We start from the raw sequence: 18,660 nt of genomic DNA, 5'->3' as shown, positions 1-18,660 counted from the left end.
GATCTAGTTCGTCGCCCCCACGGTTCCGATCCTAGAACACGCTCTCGGGGATGATGATCACATCGCCCGGCTGGAGCTTGACGTTCGCCTTGATGTCGCCGCGCTTCAACAGGCTGTCGATGCGCAGCCGGAATTCCTGTTGCCGCTTGGTCGCCGGATCGTAGCGGATCAGCTTCGCGCGATTTCCCGCCGCGAACTGCGACAGGCCGCCGACCGCGATCATCGCGTCGAGCAGGGTCATGTCGGACCGGTAGGAGACGCTGGCAGGCTTTTCCGCGGCGCCGACGATGCGGATCTGCTGCGAGAAGGTTCCCGAGAAATTATTGACGATGACCGACACGATCGGGTCGGTGATGTAGGTCGACAGCGCGTCGCGGATATCGTCCGAGAGCTTCGAGGGGGTCTTGCCGACCGCGACCATGTCGCTGATCAGCGGCAGGGTGATGCGCCCGTCGGGCCGCACCTGCACCTGTGCGCCCAGCTCGGGGTTGCGCCATACGAAGACGGTGAGCGCGTCGAGCGGGCCGATGGTATAGTCGGCTCCGGGCGGTCCGCTTTCCGGCACGAAGGGCGCGGGAGGCAGCTCCTTTTCCTTGTCGGCGGCATGGACCGGCATCGCGGCGACGATCGCCGCCACCGCCAGGATTCCGACGAACTTCCTCACTGCAGCACCAAAGGCCATACGCATACCCTCCAGGGCCAGCGGCCCAGCGACGAGCTTCCCCGAGCCCGTGAACTCAATGTCGCGCCTAATGCTCCACCATCCATGAACATAAGCTTAGAATCACAGGATCCGGGTCCCGTCTATCGTTATTTCGCGCGACGGCGGGTGGCCGAGGAAAGCCTGCGGGCTGGCACTGGCCCCATAGGCTCCCGCCAGGAACAAAGCGACCACGTCGCCGACCTTCGCCTCCGGCAGACCGACATGGTCGCCGAGCCGATCGATCGGAGTGCAGAGACAGCCCACCACCGTCACATCCTCGACGATAGCGGAATCGGCGTATTTCGTCAAAGAAATCGGATAGTTACGCCGGACCACGGTGCCAAAGTTCCCGCTGGCCGCCAGCTGGTGGTGCAATCCCCCGTCGACGACGAGGAACGTCTCGCCATGGCTGGCCTTGCGGTCGACGATGCGGGTCAGATAGACCCCCGCCTCGCCCACCAGCCAGCGGCCCAATTCTATTGTAAATTCTGCGTCGGCGAGGATCGGGTCGCGCGCGGCCAGCGCCGCAGATAGTGCGATCCCCACCCTGTTTTCGTCCAGGGCCGCGTCATTGGCGAAATACGGTATGCCGAAACCGCCGCCGAGATTGACGTGCGGCGGCGCGATCCCCGCCTCGCCGCTGACCCGCGCGGCGAGCGCCAGCGCCGACCGCTGCGCCTCGATCAGCGCCTCGGCATCGAGCGCCTGCGATCCGGCGAAGATGTGCAAGCCCCGATAGACGGCACCGGCCTCGACGATCCGGCGGACGATCGGGGCGGCGCGATCGGCATCGACGCCGAACGGCTTGGCACCGCCGCCCATCTTCATCCCCGATCCCTTGAGCTCGAAATCGGGGTTGATCCGCAACGCCAGCCGCGGCGTGCGGCCGATGCCGCGCCCGATGGCCAGCGCGCGATCGGCCTCGCCGTCCGATTCCAGGTTGAGGGTGACGCCCGCCTCGATCGCCATTTCCAGCTCGCGGTCGCGCTTGCCGGGCCCGGCGAAGGAGATGCGGCGCGCATCCATCCCGGCGTCGAGCGCCAGCTTCGCCTCTCCCGCCGAGGCGACGTCGATCCCGTCCACCAGCGACGCGATCGCCGCGACCAGTGGCGGATGCGGATTGGCCTTCACCGCATAATGAAGCGACACCCCCGGGAAGGCGGCGCGGAACCGCGCGATCCGGTCGCGGACGATCGCGAGATCGTAGACGAACAGCGGCGTGTCGCCGGCGATGCCGATCCAGTCGTCGGCGCTGCGCCCTCCGATCATCAATGCGCCGTCCTGCCGGCGGAAATCGGGGGGTATCGGTCCGGTCGGTTTCATGCCGTCATCTCCGCCGCCTCGGCCTTCAGCGCCGTGCGGTCGAGTTTGCCATTGGCGTTGCGGGGCAGGTCGTCGCGCCAGATTACCTGCGCGGGCTGCATGAAGCCCGGCAGGTTGTGGCGGAACCAGTCGGTCAGCCTTTCGCCGGCATCGGGTCCGACCGGCCGGGCGTAGAGGAGGATCACCTGTCCGAGCCGGTCGTCGGGCATGCCGAGCGCAACCGCCTCGGCCACCGCCCCGCTGGCGATCGCCGCCTCCTCGATCTCGGTCGGGCTGATCCGGTTGCCCGAACTCTTGATCATCTCGTCGTCGCGGCCGACGAAGCGCAGCAGACCGGCCGCGTCGCGGACCACCGTGTCGCCCGACCACACCGCGGTCCCGCCGTGGCGCGATGCGGCCGGCGCGGGCCGAAAGCGCTGCGCCGTCCGGTCGGCGTCCCGCCAATAGCCCTGCGCCACCAGCGGTCCGGCATGGACCAGTTCGCCCGGCTCGCCGTCGGCGGCGATCGTGCCGTCGGGGCGGACCACCAGCACTTCGGCGAAGGGGATCGCGCCGCCGATCGAATCGGGATGGTCGTCGATCAGCGCCGGATCGAGATAGGTCGAGCGGAAGGCCTCGGTCAGCCCGTACATCGAGAAGAGCCGCGCGGCCGGGAACAGCGCCCGCAGCCGCCGGACCAGCGGCACGCTCATCCGCCCCCCGGTGTTGGTCAGCCGCCGCAGCGGCGCGACGCTCTCCGCCGGCCATTCGGCCTCGGCGAGCTGGATCCACAGCGGGGGCACGCCCGCCAGGGTGGTGATGCGATGCCGCCCGACCGCACGGACGACGTCGCGCGCCGTCAGATAGTCGAGCGGGTGGACGCAGCCGCCCGCCGCCCAGGTCGAGAGCAGCTGATTCTGTCCATAGTCGAAGCTGAGCGGCAGCACGGCGAGCGTCCGGTCGTCCGGGCCGAGGCCGAGATAATGGGCGACGCCGATCGCGCCGAGCCAGAGATTGGCATGGCTGAGCATGACGCCCTTGGGCTGCCCGGTCGATCCCGAGGTGTAGAGGATCGCCACCAGCGCATCGGGATCGGCTGAGGATGGCGGCAGGCGGTCGCCATGGCCAAGCAGGGCCGCGCCTTCGTCCTCCTCGACCAGCAGCGCGCAGCCGTCGGGCCGCTCTCCGGGCTCGAGCGTCTCGGCGCGGCCCCGCCCCGCGATCAGCAGGCGCGCGCCGCTGTCGGCGAGGATATGGGCGACCTGCCCATGCTTGAGCAGCGGATTGACCGGGACATGGACGAGCGCCGCCCGGGCCGCCGCCAGCGGCAGCAGGCAGGCCAGCCGCTGCTTGGGCAGCCAGCTCGCCACCCGGTCTCCGGGCCGCAGCCCCTTGGCCAGCAGCGCCGCCGCCAGCGCGCCCACGGCCGCGTCGAGCCCGCCATGATCGAGCACCCCCGCCTTGTCGACGAGCGCGGGCGCGTCGCGGGCGCCGGTCAGCGCCAGATGATCGAGCGGCCTGGGCGTTGGATCGGGAAGCTCGTGCATCATCGCTTCAGCTAGGCGTTGCACGGCGCCGGGGCAACGGTGCGCGCCGACGACGATCCGAATCTTGTCCCTGCCGCGCGATCCGTCTACGGAGCCGCGACTTCGAAAGCTGCAGGGACGACGACGTGGGCGCGACCGATTTCGACCGGACAGAGGATGTTGTGCGTGCGGTGCTCGTCGACGTGCTGGCGCTCGATCCCGATCGCGCCGCCGGATTCACCGCCGATACCGGCCTGTTCGGATCGCTGCCCGAACTCGATTCGATGGCGGTGGCCGGCCTGCTGACGGCGCTGGAAGACCGGCTCGGCATCATCATCGACGATGACGAGGTCGACGGCGAGATGCTCGAAAGCTTCGGCGCGCTGGTCGCGTTCGTCGAGCGCAAGCTGAAGAACTGACCCTCCCGAGTCCCCTCCCTGGCAGGGAGGGGAACCCGAACGCTACGCCGCGACGGTCGCGCGCGCCTCGAAATCGGCCTCGGCGAGGAAGCGCTCGGCATCGAGCGCGGCCATGCAGCCCATGCCGGCGGCGGTGACGGCCTGGCGATAGGTCTTGTCCGAAACGTCGCCCGCGCCGAACACCCCCGGGACGCCCGTGCGGGTGCCGCCCTTCTCGACGATCAGATAGCCGTCCTCGTCCAGCTCGAGATGGCCGCGGAACAGCTCGGTCGCCGGGCTGTGGCCGATCGCGACGAAGCCGCCGTCGACCGCCAGCTCGGACGTCTCGCCCGTCTGCGTGTCGCTGAGCGCGATCGCGACCAGGCCGGCATTGCCCTCACCGCCGACGAAGCGGTCGACCTGCTTGTTCCACAGCACCTTGACGTTGGGATGCGCGAACAGGCGGTCCTGCAGGATCTTCTCGGCCCGCAGCGAATCGCGGCGGTGGATCAGGGTCACGTCCTGGCTGTGGTTGGTCAGGTAGAGCGCCTCCTCGACCGCGGTGTTGCCGCCGCCGATCACAGCGACCTTCTTGCCGCGATAGAAGAAGCCGTCGCAGGTCGCGCAGGCCGAAACGCCCTTGCCGCCCAGGGCCGTCTCGCCCTCGACGCCCAGCCACTTGGCCTGCGCGCCGGTCGCGATCACCAGCGTGTCGCACACATAGAGCGTGCCGCCGTCGCCGCGCAGCCGGAAGGGCCGCTCGCTCAGGTCGACGTCGACGATCGTGTCCCACATCATCGTCGCGCCGACATGTTCGGCCTGGGCCTGCATCTGCTCCATCAGCCAGGGGCCTTGGATCACGTCGCGGAAGCCGGGATAATTCTCGACATCGGTGGTGATGGTGAGCTGGCCGCCCGGCTGGAGCCCCTGCACCACGATCGGCGCGAGCCCGGCCCGCGCGCCGTAGATGGCGGCGGACAGGCCGGCGGGGCCCGATCCCAGGATCAGCATGCGGGTCGAATGGCTGGCGGTCATAGGGGGTGTCGGCTCCGGTGATGGCGTTCGATTCTCTGTGTTGCAGATAGGGACGCCGCCCCCGGCTTGGCAACTGCGCGGCCTTTACCGGAGCTTAGGCTTCGACCGTTATGGCGGCTGCAATTTCTATGGATGTCGATAGACGGGGTTGAGGGCGCGATGATCAGGGTCTGCCGGAAGCTGGCATGCGACACGCGCGGCAAGGCAGCGATCAAGCTGGCTATAGGAAGCTGCCTGGTCGCCGCGGCGGCCGCGACATCCTCTCCGGCCTTCGAGACCAATCCACTGATCGGCAAAACGATCGGCCAGTTCCGCGAACATCTCCCGAAGACCCTCGACACCATCCGCCATGCGATGGGCGGCTAAGGGCGTCCACCGATCGGAATATACGCGCCGCTATCGCCGTTTCGCCACGGGAATTGGCCATTTCGCCAATCAAATGCGATTGATTCGCATAAATAAATTGACACATTTGAGATTGATTATCAGTAGCCACTCCCAACATGGACAATATCCAAAGGGGACATATCGTGGCACGCCCGGACAGCCGCCAAACGGCCGGCCTGAACGCACCAGCCTTCCTGGCGCTCGGCTGCATCGGATTCATCGCTTCGGCCCCCGCGCTGGCGCAGGACAGCCAGCCCGCCCAGGGCGAAAAGCGGCTCGGCGGCATGACCGTCAGCGACACCGCCCTGGACGACGAAGGCTACAAGGTCGAGCGAGTCGGGAGCCCCAAGGCCGTTGCGCCGCTGCTCGACACGCCGCGCTCGATCGTCGTCGTCGACAAGCAGGTGATCAAGGAAACCGGTTCGGCGACCCTGGTCGAGGCGTTGCGCACCGTTCCCGGCATCACCTTCGGCGCGGCCGAGGGCGGCAACCCGATCGGCGACCGCCCCTTCATCCGCGGCTTCGACAGCCAGGGCTCGACCTATCTCGACGGGGTCCGCGACATCGGCGCGCAGAATCGCGAGATCTTCGCGGTCGAACAGCTCCAGATCGTGCGCGGGTCGGACTCGACCCTCGGCGGGCGGGGCAGCGCCGGCGGCTCGCTCAACATCGTCTCGAAACTGCCGCAGGACGAAAATTTCGTCTCGGGCGCGCTCAACTACGGGACCGACGACTACAAGCGCGTCACCGGCGACGTGAACTACAAGCTGTCGGACACGGTCGGGGTCCGCCTCAACGCGATGTGGCACGACCAGGACGTCGCCGGCCGCGACGCGATCTACCAGAAGCGCTGGGGCATCGCGCCGTCGGTCACGATCGGCATGGGCGGCCCGACCCGGCTGACCCTCGCTTATTATCACCTCGACACGGACGAGCTGCCCGATAGCGGCATCCCGTTTCTCTACATGTGCTCGACCAGCCTCTGCAACGCGCCGCTCGGCAGCACCGTCACGACCCCGGCGCTCGGCGACATCACCACCGCCAGCGGCGTCACCGGCCATGTCGACCGCGACACCTTCTACGGCCTGAAGAGCCGCGACTTCCGCGACAGCAAGACCGACCAGGCGACGATCCGGGCCGAGCACGACTTCGGCACGGTCACGCTGCGCCACACCGCGCGCTTCAGCCACACCTCGCAGGCCTACAGCTTCCTGCTGCCCGACGATTCGACCGGCAACGTGTTCGGCAATCCCGCCAACCTAGCCGCCCAGCCGGGCGGCCAGGTCTGGCGGCGCGCCAATACCCGCTTCGGCTACACCGACAGCTTCATCAACCAGACCGATCTCTACGGCACCTTCGAGACCGGCTCGATCAAGCATAGCTTCGCGGTCGGCGGCGAACTGTCGTCCGAGAAGGCCCTGCGTGGCGCCTATGTGCTGGCGACCGGATCGACGATCAGCCCGCGCTGCTCGGCGCTGGCGATCGCCCGCTATTATTGCACCAGCCTGTTCAATCCCGATCCGAACGATCCGTGGATCAACTATTCGAGCGACACCGCGGCCGGCGTCCCGACCCCGATCACCCGGGCAGCGGCATCGGCGCGCACCAACAACGAGGCCAACACCAAGGCGGTCTACGCCTTCGATTCGATCACGCTGACCGAGCAGCTGATCCTCAATCTCGGCGCGCGCTACGACCGCTTCCGCACCACCTCGACCCTGCCGCTCGCCGCCGGCGTCCGTCCGGTGGTCCGCCGGGTCGACAACATCTTCAACTGGCAGGCCGGCCTGATCTTCAAGCCGACTCCGAACACCAGCCTCTACGCATCCTATGCGACCGCCGCGACCCCGCCGAACAGCCTGATCGGCGAAGGGCAGGAGCCGAACGCGCTCAACGCGGTCCAGGCCGCCAGCGACGCGCTCCGGGTCGAGAAGACCAAGTCGATGGAGATCGGCGCCAAGGCCGACCTGTTCGGCGGCGGCCTGTCGCTGACCGGCGCGGTGTTCCAGACCAAGACCAAGAACGCCCGCGTCATCAGCGACGCCAACACCGTCGCCTTCATCGGCGAGCGCCGCATCCGCGGCGTCGAGCTGGGCTTCAACGGCAATATCACCGACGAGTGGAATATCTTCGGCGGCTATACCTATCTGGACGCCAAGATCGTCGACGGCGGCTTCAGCACCCTGACCGCCGCCGCCGTGGGCAGCCAGGCAGCCCAGACCGTGCTCGTCCCCTCGGTCAACACCGGCAAGCAGTTCCCGCAGACCGCGAAGCACAGCTTCACCCTGTGGACCAACTACAAGGTCACCCCGGCGCTGTCGGTGGGCGGCGGCGCCTTCTACTCGAGCCGCGTCTATGGCGGCTATGCCGACAATCGCAGCGCCACCCAGACCGCCGCCGGCGTGGTGACGATCAACCCGGCGACCAGGACGCTGGCACGCGCGGTGCCGAGCTATTGGCGCTTCGACGCCCGCATCGGCTACACCGTCAGCGAGAATATCGACCTGTCGGTCAACGTGCAGAACCTCACCGACAAGACCTATTTCAACCAGGTCTACAGCAGCCACTACGCCTCGATCGCGCCGGGCCGCTCGGCCTTCGCGACCCTGAGCTTCAAATATTGATCTCGGACGGTTAATCTTCCGGGGATGGCCCGTCCCGAAAGGGGCGGGCCTTTCTCGTTCGGGACGACGACGATGGGCGAAGAGCTGACGATCGAAGCCATATTGGCGATGGGCGCCGACGAGATGCGACGCCGCATGGCCGCGCCTCCGGAGGAGCGCGCCGCCTTCGTCCGGGTCGCGGCGGAAGGCGGCGTCGCCGAGGCGCAGGCGATCTACGGCCAGATGCTGCTCGACGGCACCGGCGTGCCGGCCGATCCGGGCGAGGGGGTGCGCTGGTTCGATCGCGCCGCGCGCCAGGGCCATGTCATGGCGATCAACATGATGGGCCGCTGCTACGACCAGGGCTGGGGCGTGCCCGTCGACAAGGACCGCGCCGTTGCGTGGTTCAGGATCGCAGCGGACAAGGGTCTCGACTGGGGCATGTACAATTATGCGAGCGCGCTCGCACTCGGCATGGGCGTGCCCGAGGACAAGCCGGCCGCGCTGGACCTGTTTCGTCGGGCCGCGGCGATGGGCAACGCCAAGGCGATCAACTTCGTCGGCAGCTTCTACGAGGACGGCTGGGTGGTCGAGCGCGACCTGGCCGAAGCCGCCCGCTGCTACGCGCGCGCCGCCGAGGGCGGGGATTTTCGCGGCCAGTTCAACCATGCCCGGCTGCTGGCCGAAGCCGGCCGCATCGACGAAGCGCTGGCATGGCTGGCGAAGGTGCCCGAAACCGCGACCGACGCCTTCCTCGCCAAGGCTCGTGCCTGGCTCGAAAACGCGCCGATGGCAGAGCTCAGGGCGGCAGCCGAAGGGCTTCGACGGCGAAGCTAGGCCCCGATCGAGCGCCGCGCGAGCTTTAGGCTCGGAAAGGCGGCGCTTCGACGATCAATTGATTGACGGGAGGCGAGATGGTCAGCAGGCCAACCGTCCCCGATCGACCCGACCCGGCATGTCGATCCGCTAACATGGCGCCCCCGATGCTCATTTCCCGTCTATTGAATTTCGCCTCGCACGACATGGCCATCGACCTGGGGACCGTGAACACCGTCGTCTACCTGCGCGACCGGGGCATCGTCCTGAACGAAGCGTCGGTGGTCGCGCTCGAAACGCGCAACGGCATATCGCGCGTCAAGAGCGTCGGTAACGACGCCAAGCTGATGATGGGCAAGACGCCTGCGGGCATCCAGGCCGTCCGGCCGCTGCGCGACGGCGTCATCGCCGATCTCAGCGTCGCCGAACAGATGATCAAGCATTTCATCGACAAGGCGCTGGGCGGCCCGAGCCGTTTTCCCCGGCGCCCCAAGATCGTCATCTGCGTGCCCTCGGGATCGACGTCGGTCGAACGGCGCGCCATCCGCGACGCCGCGTTCAACGCCGGCGCCTCGAAGGTCTTCCTGATCGAGGAGCCGATGGCGGCGGCGATCGGTGCCGGCCTGCCCGTCACCGAACCCACCGGTGCGATGGTCGTCGACATCGGCGGGGGCACGACCGAAGTCGCGATCCTCTCGCTGCGCGGCCTCGCCTACAGCACGTCGGTGCGCTTCGGCGGCGACAAGATGGACGATGCGATTTCTTCCTTCATCCGCCGCAAGCATAATCTGATGATCGGCGAGACCACCGCGGAGCGGGTCAAGCACGGCATCGGCGCCGCCAACGCCCCGGAGGGCGACGGACCCGAGATGAAGGTGAAGGGACGCGACCTGGTGACGGGCCGGCCGGTCGAGCTGACCATCACCCAGGCCGAGGTAGCGCAGGCGATCGCCGAGCCGGTCGGCCAGATCGTGCGGGCGACGATGACGGCGCTCGAGAATACCGCGCCCGAACTGGCCGCCGACATCGTCGACCGGGGAATCGTGCTGACCGGAGGCGGCGCCCTGCTCGCCCGCATAGACGAGGTGATCGCCCAGGCGACCGGACTGCCGGTGGTGGTCGCCGACGACGCCTTGATCTGCGTGGCGCTGGGCGCCGGACAGGCGCTTGAGGATCCCCGCTATGCCGGCGTCCTCGCCATCTCCTGACGGACCCCGCCCGCCCTCCGGGAGCTTCGACCCCATGCGCGGCGAAGGCGGGCGGCGGCCCTCTAAGGCCCCGACTTGCTGAACAGGCGGCTGAAGCGCAGGCGCGCAGCCTTGTCGGCCTTGTCGTCGTGCAGGTCCTTGGCCTGCGCCCGCACCGCGGCGGTGGTCTCGCGCAGCCGTTCGGACAGGAAGACCGCGAGCGCGCGGTAGAAGCGGGCGGCGAAGACGGGCTCCTGCTCGAACCGGTCGAGGATCAGCTTGCGCGGAATGGCCAGCATCTCGGTCGGCTCGGCCGCCACCACCGACACGAGCGGCGAGTGGCGCTCGACGAACGACATCTCGCCGACGACGTCGCCCTGGTGCAGTTCCGCCACGCGGGTGCCGTCGTCGAGCCGCACCTCGAGCAGGCCGCCGATGACGAAGAACAGATCGTTGACCGGCTTTCCCGGCGCCACCAGCCTGTCGCCGGGGCGCAGTCCGCGCAGCTTGCCCACCGACAGCAGCCACAGCATGTCGGCGTCGCTCAGGCCGGCAGCAATGTAGCGGGCATTCTGCATCAGCGCCTCAGGACCTGCTTCTTCAGATAGGCTCCATAGCTGCTCCTGCCCAGCGCGTCTGCCAGTCGTTCGAGCTGGGCGGCGTCGATGAAGCCCTGCCCATAGGCGACCTCCTCGAGACAGGCGATCTTGAAGCCCTGCCGCTTCTCGAGCGTGCGGACGAACTCGGCGGCCTCGATCAGGCTGTCGGGCGTGCCGGTATCGAGCCAGGCATAGCCACGTCCCATCAACTCGACCGAGAGCTTGCCGGCCTCGAGATAGGCCTTGTTGACGTCGGTGATCTCCAGTTCGCCGCGCGGCGAGGGTTTCAGCGATCGGGCGATCTCGACGACATCCGAATCGTAGAAATAGAGGCCCGTCACCGCCCAGCTGGACCGTGGCGCGGCGGGCTTCTCCTCGATCGAGACGGCCCGCATGGCGGCGTCGAACTCGACCACGCCGTAGCGCTCGGGATCGGTGACATGATAGGCGAAGACGGTCGCCCCCTCCTCGCGCTCGACCGCCGACTGGAACAGGTCGGTCGCACCATGGCCATAATAGATATTGTCGCCGAGGATCAGCGCGGAGCGCTCGTTACCGACGAAGTCCGCGCCGATGATGTAGGCCTGCGCCAGCCCGTCCGGGCTCGGCTGCACCGCATAGCCGATCTCCATCCCCCACTGGCTGCCGTCGCCGAGCAGCGCCTGGAAGGAGGGGATGTCGCGCGGCGTCGAGATCAGCAGCACCTCGCGGATGCCGGCCAGCATCAGCGTCGACAGCGGATAATAGATCATCGGCTTGTCGTAGATCGGCAGCAGCTGCTTCGACGTCACCATCGTCATAGGATGGAGCCGCGTCCCCGCGCCGCCCGCCAGGATGATACCCTTCACTCGCTACGCCCCCGCCCCACAAGCTCATCGACGATGTCGCGCACGGCTGCTCGCCAGTCGCGCGGATATATTCCATAGTCCGCGGCGATCTTCGCCGTCGAGAGGCGTGAGTTGGCCGGCCGTCGCGCGGGGGTCGGATAGTCGGCGGTGGCGATCGCCTCGACCGCGGCCGACGGGCCGCCCGCCGCCGCGCTCAGCGCGAAGATCTCGCGCGCCAGCTCGCACCAGCTCGCCTCGCCGGCATTGACGAAATGATAGGTGCCGAGCGGCGCGGCGGGGTCGTCGATCAGTCGCAGCGCGATCGCGCGGAGCGCCGACGCTATGTCCGCCGCCGAGGTCGGGCAGCCGCGCTGGTCGTCGACGACGCGCAGGACCGGGTTGGTCGCGCCGACGCGGAGCATCGTCTTGAGGAAATTGCTGCGGTGGGCGGACAGCACCCAGGCGGTGCGCAGGATCACCGAACGCGACTGCCCCGCACCGACCGCGCGCTCGCCCTCGCGCTTCGACGCGCCGTAGACGCCGAGCGGGGCGACCGGATCCTCCTCGCGGTAATAGCCGTCGCCGCTGCCGTCGAAGACATAGTCGGTCGAGACATGGACCAGCGGGATGCCCGTATCGGCCAGCCAGCCGGGTGCCTCTCCGTTGACGAGGAAGGCGAGGTCGGGTTCCTCCTCGGCCCTGTCGACGGCGGTATAGGCGGCGCAGTTGATGATCGCGTCGAAGCTTCGGCCGCGCAGATAGGCGGCGAGGCTCGCCTGCGAGGCGATGTCCAGCTCGGCCCGCGCCGGATAATGTATAGACATATCGGCGGGCCAGTCCTGGCGCGCCAGTTCGAGGCCGACCTGCCCCTGCCCGCCCGTGACGAGGATGGTGCGCATCAGGCCGTGGCGAGGCCGAGCCGGCCGGTGTCATAGCGCCCGGCGAGGATGTCGCCCCACCAGTCGCGATTCTCCAGATACCAGCGCACGGTCCGCTCGACCCCCTCCTCGAAGCCGACCTGGGGTTTCCAGCCGAGCTCGGCCTTGATCTTGGCGGCATCGATCGCATAGCGATGGTCGTGCCCCGGCCGATCGGTCACGAAACGGATCTGCTCGGCATAGGCGCGGCCGTCGGCGCGCGGGGCGAGGCGGTCGAGCGTCGCGCAGATCGCCTGCACCACCTCGAGGTTCTTCCGTTCCGAATCGCCGCCGACATTATAGGTCTCGCCCGGCACCCCCCGCTCGAACACGGCGCGCAGCGCGCGGGCGTGGTCCTCTACGAACAGCCAGTCGCGGACGTTCGAGCCATCGCCATAGACCGGCAGCGGCTCGCCGCCGAGCGCGCGGATGATGATCAGCGGGATCAGCTTCTCGGGAAAATGATAGGGCCCGTAATTGTTCGAACAGTTGGTGACGAGCACCGGCAGCCCGTAGGTGTGGCCCCAGGCGCGGACGAGATGGTCCGAACCCGCCTTCGACGCCGAATAGGGCGAGCGCGGGTCGTAGGCGGTCGTCTCGGTGAAATAGCCGTCCTCGCCGAGCGATCCGAACACCTCGTCGGTCGAGATATGATGGAAGCGGAATCCGTCCTTGCGCTCGCCGTCGAGGCCGCGCCAATAGGCGAGCGCCTCCGCCAGCATCGTATAGGTGCCGACGAGGTTGGTCTGGATGAAGGCCCCGGGACCGTCGATCGACCGGTCGACATGGCTTTCCGCGGCGAGATGCGCGACCACGTCGGGCTGGAACTCGGCGAGCAACCGGCCGACGAGCGCGCCGTCGCAGATGTCGCCTTGCACGAAGCGGTAGCGCGGACTGTTGCCGACCGGGGCGAGCGAGCTGAGCACGCCCGCATAGGTCAGCTTGTCGAGGTTGAGCACCTCATGATCGGTCTCGCCCACCAGGTGGCGGACCAGCGCCGAGCCGATGAAGCCGGCACCGCCGGTGACAAGGATACGCATCGTCTCTCCGTTACAGCGGTCGCAGCGGCTCGCCGTCATAGACGAAGGGGCTATCCCAGCCGGCGAGATGCGGCAATGCCATGTCCTTGTCCGACAGCACGGGCCCTCCGGGCGGCAGCGGCCAGTCGATCGCGATCATGGGGCAGTCCCAGCGGATACCGCCGTCGACCTCGGGCGCATAGACCGCCGACACCTTGTACATCACCTCGGTGTCGGGCTCGAGCGTCACGAAGGCATGACCGAAGCCGACCGGGACATAGAGCTGGTCGCCGTTGTCGGCGGACAGCTCGGCGGCGACGTGCCGGCCATAGGTCGGCGATCCGGCCCGCAAATCGACCGCATAGTCGATAATCCGGCCGCGGGTGCAGCGGACGAGCTTCGCCTGAGCGTTCGGGGGTGCCTGGAAATGGATGCCGCGGATGGTGCCGACATGCTTCGAACAGCTATGATTGTCCTGGACGAACTCCTCGACCACCCCGTCGGCGGCCCAGCGCGGGCGATGATAGGTTTCGGAGAACCAGCCGCGATCGTCCCCGAAGCGGCGGGTATGGATGAGCTTAACCGGCAAGAAGACGCTCCCGATTGGATCCGCCACGCGGTTCGCAGGCCGAACGGCCACTGTCCAGCGCCAATTGCGCCGGGGAAGAAATCGCGGCGGGTATATTGCGGCGCGGCACGACCTCCTTTACGACGATTTTCCTGTTGGGGAACAAAGTCATTCCATTTATGACACTGATATTACAGTATATTTTCCGAACGATGATGGTCGACACCGGCCGCCCCGCCATATTGGCGGCCATCGGCGCGGCTGGAGGCCGCTGAGATGAGGCTTCCCTTCGTGCGACGCCTCCGCCGCATGATCGTGCCCGCTTATGGCTCCGTAGCCGCCACCGAACATGTCGCGCGCGGCGATGCCGCCCGGTCGCGGCTGGACTGGCCGGCGGCGGCGGAAGCCTATCGCGCCGCGGTGCAGGACCAGCCGTCGCTCGTGGCGATCTGGATCCAGCTCGGCCATGCTCAGAAGGAACAAGGGGCGCTCGCGGCGGCGGTCGAGGCCTATGGCGAGGCCGCGAAGCTGGACCCCGCCGCCGCCCAAACCCATGTCTTCATGGCGCATATCTACAAGCAGCTCGGCCGCGACGACCTGGCGATCGTCCACTTCATCCGGGCGCTGCACGCCGGGGAGCAGGCGCCGCAGGAAGGCGACGAGCTGCTCCGCCTGCTCGCCGCGCGCACGCACAAGGGCCGCGCGGCGCTGATCGAGCAGCTGAAGACCCTGTTCGCGCAGTTTCCGCCGCGCGTCGGCGAAGCGCCGCTGCTCGGCCAGATCCGCACCGTGATCACCGAGGACATGGCCCCCGCCGCCGCGCCGGCGCCCAAGGGCACCCAGCCGGCGCTGGTCTTCGATATTTCCGACCTGATCAGCTATTATGCCAATGCCCGCCTGCCGACCGGCATCCAGCGGGTGCAGATCGAGACGATCGAGGGCGCGCTGGAGCGGGCCGGCGATCGCGACATCCGCCTGTGCTGCTTCATCGACGGGCGCGACGACTGGCTCGAGCTGCCGATCGAGCGGATGCGCGCGGTCGCGCGGCTCAGCACGTCGGGCGGCGATCGCTTCGCCCCCGAATGGTTGCAGGCCATCGCCGGCCTGCGGCTGTTCCTGTCGCTGACCGATCCGTTCGACTTTCCGCAGGGCGCCTCGCTGATCAACCTCGGCACCAGCTGGTGGCTGCAGAACTATTTCCTCTACGTCCGCCATGCGAAGGCGACGCGCGGTATCCGCTACATCCCCTTCGTCCATGACATGATCCCGATCATGGCGCCCGAGCATTGCACGCGCGGATTGACCCAGGACTTCATCAGCTGGGTGATCGGCGTGTTCGACCACGCCGACCATTTCCTGGTCAATTCGAAGGCGACGCGGAAGGACCTGATCGCCGTCGCCGCGACGCTCGGCCACGGGCTCGAGGAGGACGATATCGCGGTGATTCCGCTCGACAGCGACTTCCGCAAGCCGGGCGTGGCGGAGCTGCCGGCGGCGGCGCTGGACCGCTGGAGGCTCAAACCCGGCGGCTTCGTGCTGTTCGTGTCGACGGTCGAATCGCGCAAGGGCCACCTGACCGCGTTCGAGAGCTGGGCCGAGCTGATCCGCAGGCACGGCGCCGATGCGGTGCCGCAGCTCGTCTGCGTCGGCAACCGCGGCTGGCTCAACGACCAGATCTACGCCCGGCTGGCGGAGGACGAGGTGCTGGCGAGCAAGGTGTCGATGCTGTCGCGCCTTTCGGACGAGGAACTGGCGCTGCTCTACCGGAGCGCGCTCTTCACGGTCTATCCGAGCCTCTACGAGGGCTGGGGCCTGCCGATCACCGAATCGCTCTGCCACGGCAAGGTGCCGCTGGTGTCGGCCATATCCTCGCTGCCCGAAGCGGGCGGTCCCTTCGCGATCTATGTCGAGGCCGGATCGGCCGGAGCGCTGACCGACGCCGCCGAGAAGCTGATCCTCGACGCCGACCATCGCGCCGCCGCCGAAGCGAAGATCCTCGCCGAATTCCGCCCGCGGGCCTGGAGCGATCTCGCCGGCCAGATCGCCGACGAACTCGACGGCTTCGCCCGTCGCGACGCCGCCAAGGGGATCGTCGTCCCGCCGGCGGCGACCGCCCGCATCGGCCGGTGGCATCCGCTCAAGCGCAACGAATCGACCCGGATCTGGAAGGGCATGCGCACCGGCGAAGGCTTCCGTTCCAACCTGGGCTGGAACTGGCCCGAGGATCGCGGCTGCCGCGTCAGGCGCGAAGGCGGCGAGCTGCTGCTGCACTTCGACGGCCCGCACCCGAGGCTGCGTGCGCTGTTCGAGCTGATCGGCGACGACCATGCCGAATCCTTCTGGTCGCTCGCATCCGGCTCGACTGCGCTGAAGGGCGGCCTTCACCCGCACGAGAACAAGTGGATCGCCCTGGAGATTCCGGCGGCCGACGCGGCCCATGACCTGCCGATCCGCGTCTCGCCGCTGGCGGCGGGCGACGGCACGACCATCACCTTCTTCGTCAGCGGCTTCTTCCTGCATGCGGCCGACGACGTGATGGCGCGCCAGGATTTCCTCGAGGCGATCACGCTCAACCGGCTCGATTCGCTCGATGCCTTCGGAGAGGATGACGGCGCGCGTCCGACGCGATAAAGCAGCCGCCATGTCGACCATGGCCGCTCCGCGGGATGCCGCACCATCGCCGCTGCTGCCCGCCGGGGTCGAGATCATCCTCGACCTGTCGCGCCTGCTGTCGCGCACGCTCCACGCCATGCCGACCGGCATCGACCGGGTCGAGCTGGTCTATGCGCGCCAGCTGCTCGCGCTGGTACCGGACCGTGTGCGCTTCGCGGCGGTCAATCCCCTCGGGGTCTACGGCCGGCTGCCGCTCGATGCGGTACTGCGCTTCCTCGACGAAACCGAAGCCCGATGGGCGAACCGCGCGGCACCGGGCCGACATGCCCTGACGATGTCTGCGGCGCGCACGCTGAGCCGGCTCACGCCCCGTCCGGTCCCGAAGCCCGCGCCGGGGGTGCGCCGCTATTATGTCCAGGCGTCGCCCCATCATCTGCACCGGCCCGAGCGCGTCCGCGCCAAGCTGCGCGCCGAACAGGCCCGCTTCATCTGCCTGGTCCACGACCTGATCCCGATCGAGTTTCCCGAATATGCGCGCCCCAACGGCGCGGCGACCCACCGCGTGCGGGTCGAGACGATGGCGTCGCTGGCCGCCGGCCTGATCGCCAACAGCCAGGCGACCGCGGATTCGATGGCCCGCTTCCTGACCGGCGCTACGCCGCCGCCGATCCGGGTCGCCCATCTCGGCTGCGATCCGCTGCCCGAGGGCGAGGCCGGCCCGCTGCCGGTCCCCGCCCCCTATTTCGTCGTCCTCAGCACGATCGAACCGCGCAAGAACCACCTGCTGCTGCTCCACATCTGGCGGCGCATGGCGGAAACGCTGGGGCCCGAGCGGACGCCGCATCTCGCGATCGTCGGCCGGCGCGGCTGGGAGAACGAGAATGTCCTCGACATGCTGGAACGATGCGAGGCGATTCGCGGGCATGTCCACGAACTTGCCGGGCTGTCGGACCGCGGGGTGAGCGGCCTGCTCCGCAGCGCCCGCGCGCTGCTGCTCCCATCCTTCGCCGAGGGCTTCGGCATGCCCGTCACCGAGGCGCTGATGGTGGGCACGCCGGCGATCTGCAGCGACCTGCCCGCGCTGCGCGAGGCGGGCGGCGGCATTCCCGAATTTCTCGACCCGCTCGACGGCCCGGGGTGGCTCGACATGATCCTCGACTATGCCGCCGATCGATCCGAACGCCGCGATCGACAGATCGATCGGCTGCGGGGCTGGACACCACCGGGGTGGCGCGGGCATATCGCGACCGTGCTTGACCTGGTTCGCGAACTCGATGCCGGCAGGAGCGGCGGCGCATGACGACGGCCCGCCCCTCCTTCTACCGGGACCTCACCCTGCAGCTCGACGTGATCGGGGCGCTGGTGCTGCGCGAGCTGCACACGCGCTTCGGCCGCAACAATATCGGTTATCTGTGGATGATCGGCGAGCCGATGATGCTGGCGACGGTGATCGGCGCGCTGCACGCCTTCCAGCCGGGCCATCTCGGATCGACGATGCCGCCGGTCGCCTTCTCGCTGGTCGGCTACTGCGTCTTCATCATCTTCCGGGGCATCTTCAACCGGGCGGAGAGCATCCTCGAGAGCAGCCTGCCGCTGATGTATCACCGGATGATCTCGGTGCTGAACCTGTCGCTCGCCCGCGTCGTCGTCGAGGCGGCGGGCTGCGTCACCACCTTCGTCCTGCTCTACTCCATCATCATCCTGCTCGGCTTCGCCGAGCCGCCCGCCCGGCCGCTCTGGGCGATGGGCGGGGTCGCCGGGATGATCTGGATATCGTTCGCCTGGGGCCTCAACGTCACCGCGATCACCTTCGAGAAGCCGACCCTGCAAAGGCTGGTCCACCCGATCTCCTATTTCATGATGCCGCTGTCGGGCGCCTTCTTCGCGGTCGAATGGATGCCGGTCTCGCTCCAGCAGGCGGCCGACTGGTTCCCGCTGGTCAACATCTTCGAGATCACCCGCTACGGCATGTTCGAAATGGCGTCGGACAAGCACCTGTTCCCCGGCTATCTCATCGCCAATTGCGCCTTCTTCACCTATACCGGCCTGATCGGCATTCGGCGGCTTCGCAACCGCATCCACCTGCACTAGATCCTGCCACCCGTTCCCGGCGGACAGCAAAGCGCTTCCCCCTCGGACGATCTGGCTCTAGAAGTCGCT

18 protein-coding genes are annotated in these 18,660 nt (G+C 68.1%); 8 read left to right on the top strand and 10 right to left on the bottom strand.

The annotated features are described in order from the left end of the window. Window positions 1-31 precede the first annotated feature (31 nt). The 3 genes from ASE22_RS21325 to ASE22_RS21315 all read right to left on the bottom strand — a co-directional run bounded on the left by ASE22_RS21325 (window position 32) and on the right by ASE22_RS21315 (window position 3,552). On the bottom strand, window positions 32-682 hold the full coding sequence (locus ASE22_RS21325) for an XrtA/PEP-CTERM system exopolysaccharide export protein (protein WP_056364378.1): 651 nt from the start codon (window positions 680-682) through the stop codon (window positions 32-34). A gap of 102 nt (window positions 683-784) precedes the next feature. Then, window positions 785-2,026, bottom strand: coding sequence for a pyridoxal-dependent decarboxylase, exosortase A system-associated (locus tag ASE22_RS21320; RefSeq protein WP_056364376.1), 1,242 nt, complete (start codon window positions 2,024-2,026; stop codon window positions 785-787). Further along, window positions 2,023-3,552 (bottom strand): acyl-CoA ligase (AMP-forming), exosortase A system-associated, encoded by a 1,530-nt coding sequence (locus ASE22_RS21315; RefSeq protein ID WP_056364698.1) that lies wholly within the window; start codon window positions 3,550-3,552, stop codon window positions 2,023-2,025. The genes ASE22_RS21320 and ASE22_RS21315 overlap by 4 nt, the downstream gene beginning before the upstream one ends. 125 nt (window positions 3,553-3,677) lie before the next feature. On the opposite strand from ASE22_RS21315, the gene ASE22_RS21310 reads away from it, so the two are divergent. Continuing rightward, window positions 3,678-3,950, top strand: a complete 273-nt coding sequence (locus tag ASE22_RS21310; protein WP_056364374.1) for an acyl carrier protein — start codon at window positions 3,678-3,680, stop codon at window positions 3,948-3,950. A 42-nt stretch (window positions 3,951-3,992) separates the two neighbouring features. Here ASE22_RS21310 and trxB read toward each other — a convergent pair whose 3' ends face one another. Beyond that, window positions 3,993-4,964 (bottom strand): thioredoxin-disulfide reductase, encoded by a 972-nt coding sequence (trxB, locus tag ASE22_RS21305; RefSeq protein WP_056364372.1) that lies wholly within the window; start codon window positions 4,962-4,964, stop codon window positions 3,993-3,995. A 159-nt stretch (window positions 4,965-5,123) separates the two neighbouring features. Here trxB and ASE22_RS21300 point away from each other — a divergent pair, with 159 nt between their 5' ends. From ASE22_RS21300 to ASE22_RS21285, 4 genes are all read left to right on the top strand, one after another. Beyond that, window positions 5,124-5,330, top strand: a complete 207-nt coding sequence (locus tag ASE22_RS21300; protein ID WP_056550084.1) for a hypothetical protein — start codon at window positions 5,124-5,126, stop codon at window positions 5,328-5,330. Window positions 5,331-5,494: 164 nt separating this feature from the next. Continuing rightward, a complete protein-coding gene (locus tag ASE22_RS21295) occupies window positions 5,495-7,975 on the top strand; it encodes a TonB-dependent receptor (protein ID WP_056364695.1) in 2,481 nt (826 codons plus the stop codon). A 72-nt stretch (window positions 7,976-8,047) separates the two neighbouring features. Beyond that, on the top strand, window positions 8,048-8,791 hold the full coding sequence (locus ASE22_RS21290) for a tetratricopeptide repeat protein (RefSeq protein ID WP_056364693.1): 744 nt from the start codon (window positions 8,048-8,050) through the stop codon (window positions 8,789-8,791). Window positions 8,792-8,925: 134 nt separating this feature from the next. Next, window positions 8,926-9,978: a rod shape-determining protein gene (locus ASE22_RS21285; RefSeq protein WP_082545538.1), complete on the top strand. Its 1,053-nt coding sequence runs from the start codon at window positions 8,926-8,928 to the stop codon at window positions 9,976-9,978. Window positions 9,979-10,040: 62 nt separating this feature from the next. On the opposite strand, the gene ASE22_RS21280 is transcribed toward ASE22_RS21285, so the two are convergent. The 6 genes from ASE22_RS21280 to ASE22_RS27760 are packed head-to-tail and all read right to left on the bottom strand — an operon-like array spanning window position 10,041 to window position 14,140. Next, complete coding sequence (locus ASE22_RS21280; protein WP_056364367.1) at window positions 10,041-10,535, bottom strand: Crp/Fnr family transcriptional regulator; 495 nt, start codon at window positions 10,533-10,535, stop codon at window positions 10,041-10,043. Then, the gene (gene rfbA, locus ASE22_RS21275) at window positions 10,535-11,404 is read right to left on the bottom strand and encodes a glucose-1-phosphate thymidylyltransferase RfbA (RefSeq protein ID WP_056364365.1); all 870 of its coding nucleotides are present in this window, start codon (window positions 11,402-11,404) and stop codon (window positions 10,535-10,537) included. Before rfbA ends, ASE22_RS21280 begins: the two co-directional genes overlap by 1 nt. Next, window positions 11,401-12,282, bottom strand: coding sequence for a dTDP-4-dehydrorhamnose reductase (rfbD, locus tag ASE22_RS21270; RefSeq protein WP_056364363.1), 882 nt, complete (start codon window positions 12,280-12,282; stop codon window positions 11,401-11,403). The genes rfbA and rfbD overlap by 4 nt, the downstream gene beginning before the upstream one ends. Continuing rightward, window positions 12,282-13,340, bottom strand: a complete 1,059-nt coding sequence (gene rfbB / locus ASE22_RS21265; protein ID WP_056364687.1) for a dTDP-glucose 4,6-dehydratase — start codon at window positions 13,338-13,340, stop codon at window positions 12,282-12,284. Before rfbB ends, rfbD begins: the two co-directional genes overlap by 1 nt. 10 nt (window positions 13,341-13,350) lie before the next feature. Next, window positions 13,351-13,908, bottom strand: a complete 558-nt coding sequence (rfbC, locus tag ASE22_RS21260) for a dTDP-4-dehydrorhamnose 3,5-epimerase (protein ID WP_056364684.1) — start codon at window positions 13,906-13,908, stop codon at window positions 13,351-13,353. Then, window positions 13,898-14,140, bottom strand: a complete 243-nt coding sequence (locus ASE22_RS27760; RefSeq protein WP_235538188.1) for a hypothetical protein — start codon at window positions 14,138-14,140, stop codon at window positions 13,898-13,900. Before ASE22_RS27760 ends, rfbC begins: the two co-directional genes overlap by 11 nt. 38 nt (window positions 14,141-14,178) lie before the next feature. Here ASE22_RS27760 and ASE22_RS21255 point away from each other — a divergent pair, with 38 nt between their 5' ends. The 3 genes from ASE22_RS21255 to ASE22_RS21245 are packed head-to-tail and all read left to right on the top strand — an operon-like array spanning window position 14,179 to window position 18,591. Further along, entirely contained in the window at window positions 14,179-16,518 is a 2,340-nt protein-coding gene (locus ASE22_RS21255) for a glycosyltransferase family 4 protein (protein WP_235536387.1), read from the top strand. A gap of 10 nt (window positions 16,519-16,528) precedes the next feature. Then, entirely contained in the window at window positions 16,529-17,800 is a 1,272-nt protein-coding gene (locus ASE22_RS21250) for a glycosyltransferase family 4 protein (RefSeq protein ID WP_056364360.1), read from the top strand. After that, complete coding sequence (locus ASE22_RS21245; RefSeq protein WP_056364357.1) at window positions 17,797-18,591, top strand: ABC transporter permease; 795 nt, start codon at window positions 17,797-17,799, stop codon at window positions 18,589-18,591. Before ASE22_RS21250 ends, ASE22_RS21245 begins: the two co-directional genes overlap by 4 nt. Window positions 18,592-18,660 lie beyond the last annotated feature (69 nt).

The sequence above is a fragment of the Sphingomonas sp. Root720 genome, assembly GCF_001428605.1.
Lineage (GTDB): Bacteria > Pseudomonadota > Alphaproteobacteria > Sphingomonadales > Sphingomonadaceae > Rhizorhabdus.
Note: the sequence above shows the minus strand (reverse complement) of the source record. Positions and strands in the feature narration are given on the sequence as shown.

Coding starts and splice junctions, on each gene's coding strand:
- ASE22_RS21250 (WP_056364360.1), top strand. CDS start 16,529: ATGTCGACCATGGCCGCTCCGCGGGATGCCGCACCATCGCCGCTGCTG.
- trxB (WP_056364372.1), bottom strand. CDS start 4,964: ATGACCGCCAGCCATTCGACCCGCATGCTGATCCTGGGATCGGGCCCC.
- ASE22_RS21280 (WP_056364367.1), bottom strand. CDS start 10,535: ATGCAGAATGCCCGCTACATTGCTGCCGGCCTGAGCGACGCCGACATG.
- ASE22_RS21285 (WP_082545538.1), top strand. CDS start 8,926: ATGGCGCCCCCGATGCTCATTTCCCGTCTATTGAATTTCGCCTCGCAC.
- rfbB (WP_056364687.1), bottom strand. CDS start 13,340: ATGCGTATCCTTGTCACCGGCGGTGCCGGCTTCATCGGCTCGGCGCTG.
- ASE22_RS21300 (WP_056550084.1), top strand. CDS start 5,124: ATGATCAGGGTCTGCCGGAAGCTGGCATGCGACACGCGCGGCAAGGCA.
- ASE22_RS21325 (WP_056364378.1), bottom strand. CDS start 682: ATGGCCTTTGGTGCTGCAGTGAGGAAGTTCGTCGGAATCCTGGCGGTG.
- ASE22_RS27760 (WP_235538188.1), bottom strand. CDS start 14,140: ATGGCCGCCAATATGGCGGGGCGGCCGGTGTCGACCATCATCGTTCGG.
- rfbD (WP_056364363.1), bottom strand. CDS start 12,282: ATGCGCACCATCCTCGTCACGGGCGGGCAGGGGCAGGTCGGCCTCGAA.
- ASE22_RS21290 (WP_056364693.1), top strand. CDS start 8,048: ATGGGCGAAGAGCTGACGATCGAAGCCATATTGGCGATGGGCGCCGAC.
- ASE22_RS21245 (WP_056364357.1), top strand. CDS start 17,797: ATGACGACGGCCCGCCCCTCCTTCTACCGGGACCTCACCCTGCAGCTC.
- ASE22_RS21320 (WP_056364376.1), bottom strand. CDS start 2,026: ATGAAACCGACCGGACCGATACCCCCCGATTTCCGCCGGCAGGACGGC.
- ASE22_RS21315 (WP_056364698.1), bottom strand. CDS start 3,552: ATGCACGAGCTTCCCGATCCAACGCCCAGGCCGCTCGATCATCTGGCG.